The organism is Ideonella benzenivorans (assembly GCF_020387415.1).
Classification (GTDB): domain Bacteria; phylum Pseudomonadota; class Gammaproteobacteria; order Burkholderiales; family Burkholderiaceae_C; genus Ideonella; species Ideonella benzenivorans.
Genome location: NZ_JAGWCB010000007.1, coordinates 118,712 through 133,467 on the forward strand (window position 1 = coordinate 118,712; position 14,756 = coordinate 133,467).

At 69.1% G+C, this 14,756-nt stretch carries 18 protein-coding genes; all 18 read left to right on the forward strand.

Annotation, left to right across the window (positions count from 1 at the left end; all coding sequences use genetic code 11):
- Nucleotides 1–75 precede the first annotated feature (75 nt).
- The 18 genes from KGA65_RS03630 (at nt 76) to KGA65_RS03715 (ending at nt 14,726) form a co-directional block, all read left to right on the forward strand.
- Nucleotides 76–972, forward strand: coding sequence for a SphA family protein (locus KGA65_RS03630; RefSeq protein WP_225861785.1), 897 nt, complete (start codon nt 76–78; stop codon nt 970–972).
- A gap of 20 nt (nt 973–992) precedes the next feature.
- Entirely contained in the window at nt 993–1,460 is a 468-nt protein-coding gene (locus tag KGA65_RS03635) for a GlcG/HbpS family heme-binding protein (RefSeq protein WP_225861786.1), read from the forward strand.
- Nucleotides 1,461–1,502: 42 nt separating this feature from the next.
- Nucleotides 1,503–2,957, forward strand: a complete 1,455-nt coding sequence (locus KGA65_RS03640) for a 2-hydroxymuconic semialdehyde dehydrogenase (RefSeq protein WP_225861787.1) — start codon at nt 1,503–1,505, stop codon at nt 2,955–2,957.
- On the forward strand, nt 2,954–3,814 hold the full coding sequence (locus KGA65_RS03645; RefSeq protein ID WP_225861788.1) for an alpha/beta fold hydrolase: 861 nt from the start codon (nt 2,954–2,956) through the stop codon (nt 3,812–3,814). The genes KGA65_RS03640 and KGA65_RS03645 overlap by 4 nt, the downstream gene beginning before the upstream one ends.
- Before the next feature lie 42 nt (nt 3,815–3,856).
- Entirely contained in the window at nt 3,857–4,642 is a 786-nt protein-coding gene (dmpE, locus tag KGA65_RS03650; RefSeq protein WP_225861789.1) for a 2-oxopent-4-enoate hydratase, read from the forward strand.
- 11 nt (nt 4,643–4,653) lie between these two features.
- Nucleotides 4,654–5,442, forward strand: coding sequence for a 2-oxo-3-hexenedioate decarboxylase (gene dmpH, locus KGA65_RS03655; RefSeq protein WP_225861790.1), 789 nt, complete (start codon nt 4,654–4,656; stop codon nt 5,440–5,442).
- Nucleotides 5,443–5,484: 42 nt separating this feature from the next.
- Nucleotides 5,485–6,414: an acetaldehyde dehydrogenase (acetylating) gene (locus KGA65_RS03660; RefSeq protein ID WP_225861791.1), complete on the forward strand. Its 930-nt coding sequence runs from the start codon at nt 5,485–5,487 to the stop codon at nt 6,412–6,414.
- A 16-nt stretch (nt 6,415–6,430) separates the two neighbouring features.
- Entirely contained in the window at nt 6,431–7,471 is a 1,041-nt protein-coding gene (dmpG, locus tag KGA65_RS03665) for a 4-hydroxy-2-oxovalerate aldolase (RefSeq protein WP_225861792.1), read from the forward strand.
- A gap of 18 nt (nt 7,472–7,489) precedes the next feature.
- Nucleotides 7,490–7,681: a 2-hydroxymuconate tautomerase gene (thmT, locus tag KGA65_RS03670; protein WP_022979328.1), complete on the forward strand. Its 192-nt coding sequence runs from the start codon at nt 7,490–7,492 to the stop codon at nt 7,679–7,681.
- A 183-nt stretch (nt 7,682–7,864) separates the two neighbouring features.
- On the forward strand, nt 7,865–8,305 hold the full coding sequence (locus tag KGA65_RS03675; protein WP_225861793.1) for a hypothetical protein: 441 nt from the start codon (nt 7,865–7,867) through the stop codon (nt 8,303–8,305).
- Nucleotides 8,306–8,407: 102 nt separating this feature from the next.
- The gene (locus KGA65_RS03680; protein ID WP_225861794.1) at nt 8,408–8,773 is read left to right on the forward strand and encodes a hypothetical protein; all 366 of its coding nucleotides are present in this window, start codon (nt 8,408–8,410) and stop codon (nt 8,771–8,773) included.
- The gene (locus KGA65_RS03685; RefSeq protein WP_225861795.1) at nt 8,770–10,119 is read left to right on the forward strand and encodes a TolC family protein; all 1,350 of its coding nucleotides are present in this window, start codon (nt 8,770–8,772) and stop codon (nt 10,117–10,119) included. Before KGA65_RS03680 ends, KGA65_RS03685 begins: the two co-directional genes overlap by 4 nt.
- Nucleotides 10,120–10,132: 13 nt before the next feature.
- On the forward strand, nt 10,133–11,500 hold the full coding sequence (locus tag KGA65_RS03690) for a multicopper oxidase family protein (protein WP_225861796.1): 1,368 nt from the start codon (nt 10,133–10,135) through the stop codon (nt 11,498–11,500).
- Between the two features lie 12 nt (nt 11,501–11,512).
- Entirely contained in the window at nt 11,513–12,007 is a 495-nt protein-coding gene (locus tag KGA65_RS03695) for a cupredoxin domain-containing protein (protein ID WP_225861797.1), read from the forward strand.
- Nucleotides 12,004–12,477, forward strand: coding sequence for a DUF411 domain-containing protein (locus KGA65_RS03700; RefSeq protein WP_225861798.1), 474 nt, complete (start codon nt 12,004–12,006; stop codon nt 12,475–12,477). Before KGA65_RS03695 ends, KGA65_RS03700 begins: the two co-directional genes overlap by 4 nt.
- A 226-nt stretch (nt 12,478–12,703) precedes the next feature.
- Entirely contained in the window at nt 12,704–12,841 is a 138-nt protein-coding gene (locus KGA65_RS03705) for a copper-binding protein (RefSeq protein ID WP_255650427.1), read from the forward strand.
- A gap of 156 nt (nt 12,842–12,997) precedes the next feature.
- Nucleotides 12,998–13,633: a class II glutamine amidotransferase gene (locus tag KGA65_RS03710; protein ID WP_225861799.1), complete on the forward strand. Its 636-nt coding sequence runs from the start codon at nt 12,998–13,000 to the stop codon at nt 13,631–13,633.
- Between the two features lie 124 nt (nt 13,634–13,757).
- The gene (locus KGA65_RS03715; RefSeq protein ID WP_225861800.1) at nt 13,758–14,726 is read left to right on the forward strand and encodes a helix-turn-helix domain-containing protein; all 969 of its coding nucleotides are present in this window, start codon (nt 13,758–13,760) and stop codon (nt 14,724–14,726) included.
- Nucleotides 14,727–14,756 lie beyond the last annotated feature (30 nt).

Here is a 14,756-nt window from a genome sequence, read left to right on the forward strand (position 1 = left end):
GGCCCACGGGGCCGCCTGACAGCGGCCCCGGACCGCATCCACAAGAACACGACCCACCGCGAAGGAACTCCATTCATGCGTTTTCCCACCTTTCTGAAGAACGCTCTGGCCCTGGCGGCCAGCCTGGGCGCGGGCCTGGGCGCCCAGGCCGCTGGCCACTATGTGCCGGGCGTTGAAGGCGTGCAGGCCGCCAGCGTGCCGCCGCCCGGCGTCTACTACCTGGGCTACCTGGCCGACTACAAGGCCGACAAGGTGCGCGCGCCCGGCACCAAGGAGGACCTGCCCGGCGACAACAGCATCCATGTGACGGCCCTGGCCAACCGCCTGGTCTGGATCACCGACCACAAGATCCTGGGCGCCGACTACGGCGTCGAGACCATCATCCCGCTGCAGCGCACCCAGCTGGACCTGGGCGTGGTGCCGCTGCATGACACCGACACCGACCTGGGCGACATCTACCTGGGCCCGGTGGTGCTGGGCTGGCACGGCGCCAACTGGGACGCGGTGGCGGCGGCCGGCTACTGGCTGGACAGTGGCTCGACCAACTCGCCCGCCTCGCCCGGCAAGGGCTACGGCTCCACCATGCTGACGGCCGGCGGCACCTACTACTTCGACGCCGGCAAGACCTGGACCGGTTCGGTGCTGGCGCGCTACGAGTTCAACCGCACGACCAGCAGCGGCTTCAAGCCGGGCCAGACCCTGTCGGTGGAATGGGGCCTGGGCAAGGTACTGGGGCCGGTGGTGGTGGGCCTGGTGGGCTACACCCAGCAGCAGATGACCCAGGACAGCGGCCCCGGCGCGCTGGACCAGAAGGCCTCGCGTTCCGCCGCGGGCGCCGAGCTGATCTACCCGATGCTGTCACAGGGCCTGTTCCTCAAGGGCGCCTTCTACCAGGAGTTTGCCTCCCAGGCCGCGACCAGCGTGGAGCCCAAAGGCCACCTGCTGCGCTTCACCCTGGTCAAGGCTTTCTGACTCCACCGAGGAATGCCGGCATGAACGCCATCGACACGAACCTGGCCACCCGCCCGGTCTGCACCGACCAGGCCGTGGTCAGCGCCGAGGCTGCCGCCCGCATGGTGGCCGCCGCGGTGGCCCATGCCGGCACGCTGGGCATCCGCATCAACGCCGCCGTCACCGATGCCGGGGGCACCCTGGCGGCCTTTCTGCGCATGCCCGGCGCCTTCCTCCATTCGGTCGACATCGCGATCGACAAGGCCTACACCGCCGCCAGCTTCGGCTTCCCGACGAGCCAGTGGATGTCCCTGCTGGCCGGGGACGAGGCGCTGCGCATCGGCATCGTGCAGCGGCCGCGCCTGGTCGTCTTCGGCGGCGGCCTGCCCATCCGGCGGGCTGCCGCCGAGGGCGGCGCGCTGATCGGCGGCATCGGCGTGTCCGGTGGCTCGGCCGAGCAGGACGAGGCCTGTGCCCGGGCCGGCCTGCAGGCCGTCGGCCTGGGCTGAGGCCCGACAACCATTTCTCTTCACTTCCCGCGGGACATCACCATGCACCAGTACCTGAACTTCATCAACGGCGAGTTCGTCGCCACCGGCAAGACCTTTGAGAACCACGCCCCCGTCGACAACCGGGTGCTGGGCCTGGTGCACGAGGCGGGCGAGCGCGAGGTGGACGCCGCGGTGGGCGCCGCACGGGCCGCGCTCAAGGGCGACTGGGGTCGCATGAGCGTGGTCAAGCGCGTGGAGCTGCTCTACGCCGTGGCCGACGAGATCAACCGCCGCTTCGACGACTTCCTGCAGGCTGAGGTGGCCGACACCGGCAAGCCGCTGTCGCTGGCCTCGCACATCGACATCCCGCGTGGCGCGGCCAACTTCAAGGTCTTCGCCGACATCGTCAAGAACGTGCCCACCGAGAGCTTCGAGATGGCCACGCCCGATGGCGGCACCGCGCTGAGCTACGCGCTGCGCTCGCCGCTGGGCGTGGTGGCGGTGGTCTGCCCCTGGAACCTGCCGCTGCTGCTGATGACCTGGAAGGTCGGCCCGGCCCTGGCCTGCGGCAACACCGTGATCGTCAAGCCTTCCGAGGAAACCCCCGCCACCGCCACGCTGCTGGGCGAGGTGATGAATGCGGTGGGCGTGCCCAAGGGCGTCTACAACGTGGTGCACGGCTTCGGCCCCGGCTCGGCCGGCGAGTTCCTGACCCGCCACCCCGGCGTCAACGGCATCACCTTCACCGGCGAAACCCGCACCGGCGAGGCCATCATGGCCGCCGCCGCCAAGGGCGTGCGCCCGGTCAGCTTCGAGCTCGGCGGCAAGAACGCCGGCATCGTGTTCGCCGATGCCGACTTCGACAAGGCGGTGGCCGGCATCACCCGCAGCGCCTTCGAGAACTGCGGCCAGGTCTGCCTGGGCACCGAGCGCGTCTATGTGCAGCGCCCCATCTTCGACCGCTTCGTCCAGGCCCTGAAGGAAAAGGCGCAGGCGCTCAAGGTCGGCCCGTCCGAAGAGCCCGGCGTGGGCCTGGGCCCGCTGATCTCGGCCGAGCACCGGGCCAAGGTGCTGGGCTATTACGAGAAGGCCAAGGCCGAGGGCGCCACCGTGGTGACTGGCGGCGGCGTGCCCGACATGCCCGGTGCGCTGGCCCAGGGCCACTGGGTGCAGCCCACCCTCTGGACGGGGCTGCCCGAGAGCTCGCCCATCGTGCGCGAGGAGATCTTCGGCCCCTGCTGCCACATCGCGCCCTTCGACACCGTGGACGAGGCCATCGCCCTGGCCAATGCCACCCACTACGGCCTGGCCACCACGGTGTGGACGCAGAACCTGGCCACCGCGCACCGCATGGCGCGCGAGGTCGAGGTGGGCCTGTGCTGGATCAACAGCTGGTTCCTGCGCGATCTGCGCACCGCCTTCGGCGGCGCCAAGGCCTCCGGCATCGGCCGCGAGGGCGGGGTGCATTCGCTGGAGTTCTACACCGAGCTGCGCAACGTGATGGTGAAGCTGTGAACGCCCCCGACCTGAAGGCCAATCCCGAGCTGGGCCGGCGCGTGCGCACCGGCGCCTTCGAGACCAATGTCCACGACCTGGGGGCCTCGGCGCCCGGCCAGCCGCCGGTGCTGTTCATCCACGGCTCCGGCCCCGGCGTCAGCGCCTGGGCCAACTGGCGCCTGGTGATGCCGGCGCTGGCCCAGCAGCGCCGCGTCATCGCGCCGGACATGGTGGGCTTCGGCGACAGCGACCGGCCCGCGGGCATCGCCTACAGCATGGACACCTGGGTGCAGCAGGCCCTGGACCTGCTGGACGCGCTGGACCTGCCCCAGGTGGACCTGGTGGGCAACAGCTTCGGCGGTGCGCTGGCGCTGGCCCTGGCCATCCGCGCGCCGCAGCGGGTGCGCCGTCTGGTGCTGATGGGCTCGGTGGGCGTGCCCTTCGCCATCACGCCGGGGCTGGATGCGGTGTGGGGCTACGAGCCTTCCATCCAGACCATGCGCGCGCTGATGGACACCTTCGCCTGGGACCGTTCGCTGGTCAACGACGAGCTGGCCAAGCTGCGCTACGAGGCCAGCATCCGCCCGGGCTTCCAGGAGTCCTTCTCGGCCATGTTCCCCGCCCCGCGCCAGCGCTGGGTGGATGCCATGGCCAGCCCCGAGGCCGCCATCCGCGCGCTGCCGCACGAGACCCTGATCCTGCACGGCCGCGAAGACCAGGTCATCCCGCTGCAGACCTCGCTGACGCTGTCGCAGTGGATTCCCAACAGCCAGTTGCATGTCTTCGGCCATTGCGGCCACTGGACGCAGATCGAGCACGCCGGGCGCTTCGCCCGCCTGGTCGGGGACTTCCTGGCCGAGGCCGACGCGGCCTGAAGCCCCTCTCATTCACCGATTCACCCTCCACACGGAACCGCCATGGACGCTGCACGCATTCAGCACTACGGCGACGAGCTCTACCAGGCGCTGCAAAGCCGCCAGCCCGTCGCCCCGCTCACCGAACGTGAGCCCGCCATCACCGTCGACGACGCCTACCAGATCCAGCTGCGCATGATCCAGCGCCGGCTGGACGCGGGCGAGACGGTGGTGGGCAAGAAGATTGGCGTCACCAGCCAGGTGGTAATGGACATGCTGGGCGTGAACCAGCCCGACTTCGGCCACCTGCTCTCGGGCATGGTCTTCAACGAGGGCGAGCCGGTGCGCGTGTCCTCGCTGATCGCCCCGCGGGCCGAGGCCGAGGTGGCCTTCATCCTGGGCCGCGACCTGACCGGCCCCGGCGTGACGGCGGCCGACGTGCTGCGCGCCACCGACTGCGTGATGCCCTGCTTCGAGATCGTCGATTCGCGCATCAAGGACTGGAAGATCAAGATCCAGGACACGGTGGCGGACAACGCCTCCTGCGGCGTGCTGACCCTGGGCGGCGTGCGCCGCAGCCCGCGCGACCTGGACCTGGCGCTGGCCGGCATGGTGCTGGAGAAGAACGGCGAGATCGTCAGCACCTCCTGCGGGGCCTCGGTGCAGGGCTCGCCGGTCAACGCGGTGGCCTGGCTGGCCAACACGCTGGGCCGCCTGGGCATTTCGCTCAGGGCGGGCGACGTGATCCTTTCGGGCTCGCAATCGCCGCTGGTGCCGGTCAAGGCCGGCGACGGCCTGTACTGCAGCGTCGGCGGCCTGGGCGGCACGTCGGTGCGTTTCGTGGAATGAGGGCAGGGACCATGGCACTCGACAAGAACACCATCCTCGGCCTGGCCGAGCACCTGGAGACCGCGGAGCTGCAGGCCCACGACGTCACCAAGATCACCGACGAGCACCCAGACATGGACTGGGCCGACGCCTACGCCATCCAGGACGAGATCCGCCGCCGCAAGGAAGCGCGCGGCCAGAAGACGGTGGGCCTCAAGTGCGGCCTGACCTCCTTCGCCAAGATGAAGCAGATGGGCGTGGACGTGCCGGTCTTCGGCTTCGTCAGCGACTACATGAGCCGGCCCGAGGGTGCGGCCATCGCGGTGAAGGAGCTGATCCATCCCAAGGTGGAAGCCGAGATCTGCGTGGTCACCAAGGCGCCGCTGCGCGGCCCCGGCTGCCATGTGGGCGCGGTGATGGCGGCCATCGACTTCGTGCTGCCGGGCGTCGAGGTGATCGACAGCCGCTACCGCGACTTCAAGTTCGACCTGAAGAGCGTGATCGCCGACAACACCTCGGCCTCGCGCTTCGTGGTGGGGGGGCGTCCGCGCAACGTCGAGGACGTGGACCTGCGCACCCTGGGCGTGGTGATGGAGAAGAACGGAAAGATCGTCGCCATGGCCGCCGGTGCCGCGGTGCTGGGCCACCCGGCCGCGGCGGTGGCGGCCCTGGCCAACCACCTGGGCGCACGCGGGCAGGAGATCCCGGCCGGCAGCTTCATCATGACCGGCGGGGTGACCGAGGCCATCGCGGTGCAGGCCGGCGACCACATCGCAGTGCGCTTCCAGGACCTGGGCACCGTGTCGCTGCGCTTCGCCTGAGGCGCGGCCGATCCGAATCCTCTTTTTGAAAGAAGGCATCCCATGAAGAAAGTCAAATGCGCCCTGATCGGGCCGGGCAACATCGGCACCGACCTGCTGGCCAAGCTGCAGCGCAGCCCGGTGCTGGAGCCGGTGTGGATGGTGGGCATCGACCCCGAGTCCGATGGCCTCAAGCGCGCCCGCGAGATGGGCCTGAAGACCACCGCCGAGGGTGTGGACGGCATGGTGCCGCACATGCAGGCCGACGGCGTGCAGATCGTCTTCGACGCCACCAGCGCCTATGTGCACGCCGAGAACAGCCGCAAGGTCAACGCCCAGGGCGCGTTGATGATCGACCTCACCCCCGCGGCCATCGGCCCCTACTGCGTGCCGCCGGTCAACCTGAAGCAGCACGTGGGCAAGAAGGAGATGAACGTCAACATGGTCACCTGCGGCGGCCAGGCCACCATCCCGATGGTGGCGGCCGTCAGCCGCGTGCAGCCGGTGGCCTATGGTGAGATCGTCGCCACCGTCTCCAGCCGCTCCGTCGGCCCGGGCACCCGCAAGAACATCGACGAGTTCACCCGCACCACCGCCGGGGCAGTGGAGAAGGTGGGCGGCGCCAAGAAGGGCAAGGCCATCATCATCATCAACCCGGCCGAGCCGCCGCTGATCATGCGCGACACCGTGCACTGCCTGGTCGACGAGAGCGCGGGCGAGCCCGACCGCGACGCCATCACCGCCTCCATCCACCAGATGCTGGCCGAGGTGCAGAAGTACGTGCCCGGCTACCGCCTGGTCAACGGCCCGGTCTTCGACGGCCAGCGCGTCTCGGTCTTCCTGGAGGTGGAAGGCCTGGGCGACTACCTGCCCAAGTACGCCGGCAACCTGGACATCATGACCGCCGCCGCCGCCCGCACCGCCGAGATGTTCGCCGAGGAGATCCTCAAGGGCGAACTGGTGCTGCAAGCCGTGGCCGAAGCCGTGGCCTGAACTCAGGAGAACAACGATGAACCTGCAAGGTAAGCGAATCACCGTCCACGACATGACCCTGCGTGACGGCATGCACCCCAAGCGCCACCAGATGACGCTCGAGCAGATGGCCTCCATCGCCTGCGGCCTGGATGCCGCGGGCGTGCCGCTGATCGAGGTCACCCATGGCGACGGTCTGGGCGGCAGCTCGGTCAACTACGGCTTCCCGGCCCACAGCGACGAGGAATACCTCTCCACCGTGATCCCGAAGATGAAGCAGGCCAAGGTCTCGGCCCTGCTGCTGCCGGGCATCGGCACCGTGGACCACCTGAAGATGGCCAAGGACCTGGGCGTGCACACCATCCGCGTGGCCACCCACTGCACCGAGGCCGATGTCTCCGAGCAGCACATCACCGCCGCGCGCAAGCTGGAGATGGACACCGTGGGCTTTCTGATGATGGCCCACATGGCCAGCCCGGAGAAGCTGGTGATCCAGGCCAGGCTGATGGAGAGCTACGGCGCCAACTGCGTCTACGTGACCGACTCGGCCGGCTACATGCTGCCCGACGACGTGACGGTGCGGCTGCAGGCGGTGCGCGCCGCACTCAAGCCCGAGACCGAGCTGGGTTTCCACGGCCACCACAACCTGGCCATGGGCGTGGCCAACTCGGTGGCCGCGGTGGCCGCCGGGGCCAAGCGCATCGACGCAGCCGCAGCCGGCCTGGGCGCTGGGGCGGGCAACACGCCGATGGAGGTCTTCATCGCCGTGTGCGACCGCATGGGCATCCAGACCGGGGTGGACGTCTTCAAGATCCAGGACGTGGCCGAGGACCTGGTGGTGCCCATCATGGACCACATCATCCGTGTGGACCGCGACTCGCTGACGCTGGGCTACGCCGGCGTGTACAGCAGCTTCCTCTTGTTCGCCAAGCGGGCCGAGAAGAAGTACGGCATCCCGGCGCGCGAGATCCTGGTCGAGCTGGGCCGGCGCGGCATGGTCGGCGGCCAGGAAGACATGATCGAGGACACTGCGTTGACGCTGTCCAAGCAACGCGCCGCCGTCGCCCAGGCGGCCTGAACGAAAGGAAGACCCACCATGCCCTTTGCACAGATCTACCTCATCGAAGGCCGCACCGAAGAACAGCGCGCCGCCGTGATCGAGAAGGTCACCGCCGCCCTGGTCGAGGCCGTGGGCGCGCCCAAGGAGAACGTGCGCGTCTGGATCACCGAGGTGCCCAAGGAGAACTGGGGCATCGCCGGGGTCAGCGCCAAGGCCCTGGGGCGCTAGACGCACCGCTGCCTCCGCCCTGAAACCTTGAAAAAAGGGGGGGCATGGGGCGCAGATTGCGGCCGTGAGGCCGCAATCTTCACTTGACATTCCCATGGGGGGAATCTTTAAAGTACCCCCTGTCCTGCATGCGGCTCTGCCGCCCTGCAGCGCTGTCTGGTGTCTTTTCGCGCCCCCTGTCCCTTGAAAGCCTTTCGCGTCTTCCTCCTGCTGCTGCTCTCGCTGCTGCTCCCCATCCGGGGGGGCTTGGCCGCGACCATGGCGTGCGGGGAGGGGGGCCATGGGCCAGGCGAGGCCGCGATGGCCCATGGCCATCCGGGCTGGCAGCCCGCGGGCCAGCCGCAGGCACCCGATCTGCACGGACAGGCCGCCGATGCACAGGGTGGCGCCACCTTGCACGACCACAGCCACCACGACCACAGCCACGACGACGACGGGCCTTCGGCCTCGGTCGGTGACGCATGCAGTGTCTGTGCCAGTGGCTGCCACGCCGCGGCCCTGGCGGGCCCGTCGCCAGCATTGCTGCAGGCCCGGGTCGTGGCCGTCGTCGCGTTCCCGGCACTGGACGTGCCGGTACCGGGCTTTCTGCCGGACGGGCTGGAGCGCCCTCCCAGAGGCTGCTGAGACCACCGTGCCGGCCCCAGCGTCGGCACCCCGTGGGTCCGCGCGCAATGCGTGCGGAGCAAGGTCCGGCCCCATGCCGGGCGTCTCGAACCTGTCTCGTCCATGAACAAGCAAATCCTGTGCGGGTGGGCCGTTGTCGCGGCCAGCCTGCCGGGGCTGGGCCTGGCCCAGCCCGCTGCGGCGCCGGCCTCGGCACCTGCGCTCGCCTACCACTCGGCGTTCTCCGGCTACACCCCCTATCGGGATGCCAGTCCCGGCGATTGGCGTGCGCTGAACCAGGCCGTGGGGACGGCGGCGCTCAAGCCGCCCCGTCTGCCGCAGCCCCAGCTGGCCGCCGAGCCTGCGCCGCAGGCCGCCTCCCGTCCGATGCCGCACCCCATGTCCCATCCCATGTCGCACCCGATGCCTGGGATGACACCGTCGACAAGCCGGCCACAACCCGGCCCCATGCACGGAGGTCAACCATGATCCGTCTGGCTTGCACGGGCCTCGTGGCCCTGGTCCTGAGCGGCTGCGCCTCGTTTTCCGAGGATGGCGGCTTCACCCCGGTGGCCCAGCTCACCCAGGAGCGCACCGGGCTCTCACCGTCCTATCCGCGCACCGCAGCGCAAGGCGATGCGGCCGCGGCCCGTGTCGCCGCCCTGCTGCAGCAGCCGCTGACGGCGGACAGCGCGGCCGAGATCGCCCTGCTGAACAACCGCGCGCTGCAGGCCAGCTATGCCGAACTGGGCATCGCCGAGGCCGATCGGGTCCGGGCGGGTCGTCTGGCCAACCCGTCTTTCAGCTTCGGACGCCTGAACGGTGCCGGCGCGGTGGAGATCGACCGGGGGGTCATGTTCGACCTGCTGGGCCTGCTCACCCTGCCGGTGGCCAGCCAGGTGGAGCAGGAGCGTCTGGTGCTGACCCAGCTGCAGGCGGCCGACGAGACCGTCGGGCTGGCCGCGCAGGCCCGCCAGGCCTTCTTCGAGGCGGTGGCGGCGCAGCAACTGGCCGGCTACCAGGCCCAGGTGAAGGAAGCGGCCGAGGCCTCCAATGCGCTGGCCCGCAAGATGGTGGCCGCGGGCAACTTCAGCGCGCTCGATCAGATGCGTGAGCAGGCCTTCAGCTCGGAGGCCACGGTGGGCCTGGCCCGGGCGCAGCACCAGGCGGTGGCCGCGCGGGAACAGCTCATCCGGGTGCTGGGCCTGGCGGGCCCGCAGCTGGACTTCACGCTGCCGGAGCGGCTGCCTGACCTGCCGGCGGCGCCGGTTGAGCCGCAGGATGCAGAGCAGACGGCGATGGACCAGCGCCTGGACATCCGGATGGCCCGGCGTTCGACCGAAGCCACGGCCCGCTCGCTGGGGCTCACCCAGGCCACCCGCTTCATCAATGTGCTGAACCTGGGCTACCAGAACAAGAGCACGACAGGTGAGCGGCTGGCCCAGGGCTATCAGGTGGAGCTGGAGCTGCCGTTGTTCGACTTCGGCGCCACCCGCGCGGCCCGGGCCGAAGCCACCTACACCCAGTCCCTGCACCGCACGGCCGCCATCGCCGTGCAGGCCCGCTCCGAGGTGCGCGAGGCCTACTCGGCCTACCGCACTGCCTACGACCTGGCCCGCCACTACCGTGACGAGGTGGTGCCGCTGCGCAAGCGCATCTCCGAGGAGAACCTGCTCCGCTACAACGGCATGCTGATCAGCGTGTTCGACCTGCTGGCCGATGCCAGAGACCAGATCGCCGGCGTGACCGGCGCCGTGGAGGCGCTGCGCGACCACTGGGTGGCCCAGACCCGACTGCAGACCGCCCTCACCGGGCGTTCGCCCAACGGCCTTTGAGGGAGACCCTTCCATGAGCAATCGCAGAACTTTTTTCAAGACCGCTGGCGCCAGCTTCCTGGGCGCCGCCGCGGTGAGCCGGGCCGGTGCGACCCTGCTGCCCGAGGCCGTGATCCAGACCTCGGCCGCCACCCAACCGCCGCCTGCACCGACCAATGGCCGGCCCTTCCAACCCATCGTGACGCTCAACGGCTGGTCGTTGCCCTGGCGCATGAAGGACGGCGTCAAGGAGTTCCACCTGGTGGCCGAACCCGTGGTGCGCGAGATCGCCCCCGGCATGAAAGCCAACCTGTGGGGTTACAACGGCGCCAGCCCCGGCCCGACGATCGAGGCGGTGGAGGGCGACCGGGTGCGCATCTTTGTCACCAACAAGCTGCCTGAGGTGACCACCGTGCACTGGCACGGCATCCTGCTGCCCAGCGGCATGGATGGCGTCTCGGGCCTGACGCAGCCGCCCATCGGCGTGGGCAAGACCTGGGTGTACGAGTTCGTGTTGCAACGCCCCGGCACCTTCATGTACCACCCGCATGCCGACGAGATGGTGCAGATGGCCATGGGCATGATGGGCCTGTTCATCGTCCACCCCAAGGACCCACGCCAGTTCAAGGTGGATCGGGACTTTGGCTTCCTCCTGAACGCCTACGACATCGAGCCCGGCAGCGCGACGCCCCGCATCAACACGATGCTGGATTTCAATCTCTGGACCTGGAACAGCCGGGCCTTTCCCGGCATCGACCCCTTCGTGGCCCGCACCGGGGACCGGGTGCGCATCCGCGTGGGCAACCTGACGATGACCAACCACCCGATCCACATGCACGGGCCCCACTTCGAGGTGACCGGCACCGATGGCGGCTGGGTGCCGAAGTCGGCCCGTTGGCCGGAAGTGACGACCGACATCGGCGTGGGCCAGATGCGGGCCATCGAGTTCGATGCGGTGGCCGGCGATTGGGCCATCCACTGCCACAAGAGCCACCACACCATGAACGCAATGGGCCATGCCGTGCCGACGATGATCGGCGTGGACCACCGCGAGGTGGCCAAGAAGATCACCGGCCTGGTGCCTGACTACATGGTCATGGGCGAGCGTGGCATGCACGACATGGCCGAGATGGAGATGCCCATCCCCGACAACACGCTGCCGATGATGACCGGCACCGGCCCCTTTGGCCCGGTGGGCATGGGCGGCATGTTCAGCGTGGTGAAGGTGCGGGACAACGTGGCCCGCGGCGACCACAAGGACCCGGGCTGGTACCGGCACCCGGCCGGCACGCTGGCCTCGGAGTACACGGCCGAACTGCCAACCGCGCCGCGCACCCAGGCCCCCGCGGCCGATGCCCAGACCCTGAACGTGCGCAAACCCGCCGGCCACGACGGCCATTGAAGGAACACATCCATGAAGCAGATTCTGAAATTGACCGCTCTGATGGTGTCGGTGCTCGGCCCGCTGGCCGCCCAAGCCCATGGCGACGAGGAACGCGCCAAGCCCCACGTCTACGACGCCAGCCAGGTCGAGGACACCGATTTCGGCCGCGAGGGCAACCCGGCCAAGGTGAACCGGACCCTCCATGTCAGCATGGCCGATTCGATGCGATTCACCCCGGACCAGGTGACGCTCCGGCGCGGCCAGACCGTGCGGTTCGTGATTCAGAACCAGGGCCAGGCACTGCACGAACTGGTGCTGGGCACCCCGGCGGCCCTCAAAGCACATGCCGAGCTGATGAAGCGCTTCCCGAACATGGAGCATTCGGACCCCAACATGGCCCACGTGAAGCCGGGCCAGCATGGCGAGATCGTCTGGCAGTTCACCCGGCCCGGCGAGTTCCAGTTCGCCTGCCTGCAACCCGGCCACTACGAGGCCGGCATGACCGGCAAGGTGGTGGTGAAATGAAGCGGCGTCAACTCCTCCGTCTGACCCTGGGCGGCGCGATCCTGCCAGTTCTGGCGGTTCATTCCGCCCGTGCCGCCGCAGCCCTGCCGTCCGTCGAGGTCTTCAAGAGCCCCTACTGTGGCTGCTGCGGCGCCTGGGCGGACCACATGAAGGCTGCCGGCTTTGCGGTGAAGGTGACCCTGGTCGAGGACACCTCGGCCATGCGCCGACGCGTCGGCCTGCCGGATCGCTTCGCCAGCTGCCACACCGCGCTGGTGGCTGGCTACGCGGTGGAAGGCCATGTGCCCGCCGACGAGGTCAAGCGTCTGCTGGCCCTGCGACCCCGGGCCATCGGCCTGGCGGTGCCCAGCATGCCGCCAGGCTCGCCCGGCATGGAGATGGGCAACCGGCACGACCCCTACCAGGTGTTCCTGATCAACCAGCAGGGGCGTGAAACCGTTTTCGCGTCCTACCCCAAGGCCCAGGCCTGAACCCCAGCCCGAGACCAACCATGAAGATCGCTCCGTTCCTTGCAGCCAGCCTCCTGGCCCTGCCCCTGCTGGCGCAGGCACAGGCCGTTCCCGAGACCGACCATGCGGCCCACCATGCGCCGGCCGCCGCCAGCGCCCCCGTACCGAACGCTGACGGCGAGGTGCGCAGATCGACCCCGCCCTGGGCAAGATCACGCTGCGCCACGGCCCCATCGCCAACCTCGACATGCCGGCCATGACGATGGTCTTCCGGGTCGCTGAGCCGAGCCTGCTCGAGGGCCTGAAGGTGGGCGACAAGGTGCAGTTCGCTGCCATGGATGCCAACGGGGTGCTGACGGTCACGACCATCAAGGTCCTGAGGTAAGGCCAGGCGGGGCCCCGGCCCGTGTTCTGAGGCATTGCACCGTTCGTCGGGATTGCCACCTTCGATCCCCGCAGTTCGACTCTTCACCCGCGGTGATGGCATGGATCATCAAGGCATCCAACTTGCTTGCACGATGGGTGGAGCCCGGTTCCGAACATGTGCCTGATCATCAAGAAACCCGCGGGGCGGCAGATCGCCGCCGATTTCCTGGAGAACGTCTGGCAGCGCAACAGCCACGGCTGGGGCGCCTTCCACCGCGACGGCGGTCAGCTCCGCTGGGTCAAGGGCATGGCGTTTGACGAGCTGCTGGCCTACAACCGCGCATTGCCGCTGGAGGCCGAGGCCTTCCTGCACCTGCGCAAGGCCACCTATGGCCGCATTTGCCATGAGCTGGCCCACCCCTATCTGGTGCGCGAGGGCCTGCTGCTGATGCACAACGGCAGCATCCACCATCTGGCGCCGCAGGACCCGGCCCTCAGCGACACGGCCGAGCTGGCCCATGCGTTGCGCGACATGCTGGCCGGTCTGGACGACACCCAGGCCCAGGCCCTGGTGCGCAGCGAAGGTTTTGCCCGCCTGATGGCGCCGCTGGTGCAGGGCTCCATGGTGGTGCTGTTCGACGCCCAGGGCGCGGTGCGCCTGGGGCGGGACTGGCACACGGTGCAGGCCCATGAATGGGACGGCGAGATGCCGGGCATCCAGGTGTCCAACACCCACGCCTGGGCGCCCAAGCCCGGGCTGCAGCGCCCGGGCGGCAACCGCTGGCGCTGGTTGTCCTGGGCATTGGGCTGAGCGTCGGTCGCGTGGGGTGTGCCCAGCAGGCATGTTAAATGCTTGAATTTTCCTATATCAAGACCGCCTGAAGTCCCGAGGGCTCCCTCGGAGGGCGGTCAGGGCCGTTCTGTCGGGGGTTGCCATGTCCATCGCTGCCACATTTCTTGGCGCACCGCGGCCCGCCGACCCGGTGCCGGCGCCGCTGTCCTGGGCGCGGCAGATCCACCAGGGCTTCTTCCCACTGGCGCTGGAAATGTCTCGCCCGGTGGAGCCCTGGGCCATCCAGACGGTGGCCAAGGTACGGCACGGCTGCCGCCTGGCCCGCATCCAGGCGCCGGCCCATGTGGCGCGCATGACCGAGCCGGCCTGCCTGAGCCTGCCGCGCCGCCAGGTCAAGGTGCTGTGGCTGCGCCAGGGCAGTGCGCAGTTCAGCCAGGGCCGGCAGGTGATCGATCTGCAGGCCGGCGAGTGGCTGCTCTACGAGGCCTCCCGCCCGTACGAGCTGGCCATGAGCGAAGGGGTGGATTTTTCCGTGATGTTTCACGCAGTGGATGAGGGCGATGCCTGGCTGCAAGCCTGTCAGCGCCTGCCCCAGTCGCCCCGCAGCACCACCGAGGCGGCCAAGCTGGCGCTGGACATGGTCAGCGCGGCCCTGGCCGAGGATGTGCACCTGGGCTCGGCCACCTGTTCGGCCTTTTCGCTGAGTGTGCGGGCGCTGCTGGACATCGCGATGCAGTTGCAGGGCCGCGAAGCCACCGAGCGGCGCGGCCAGGATGCCTGGATGAGCCTGCTCAACCAAGCCAAGGCCTATTTGCTGGCCCACCTGACCGAGCCAGACCTGACACCGGATCGGCTGGCCGCGGAGCTGGGGGTGTCGCGCCGTTCGCTCTACAAGGCCTTCGAGCAGGCCCAGGAGAAGCCGCAGGCCTTTCTGCTCCGGGCCCGGCTGCAACGCTGCCGCGAGCTGCTGATGGGGAACCTGGGGACGCACCGCAACCTGGCCGACCTGGCGCTGAGTTATGGCTTCAGCGATGCGGCCCATTTCAGCCGCACCTACAAGAAGGTCTTTGGCGAATCGCCCTCGCAGGCCCGCCAGCGTCGTTCGGCCTGAGGGTGCGGCGCACGCCTGGACAAGCGGTGT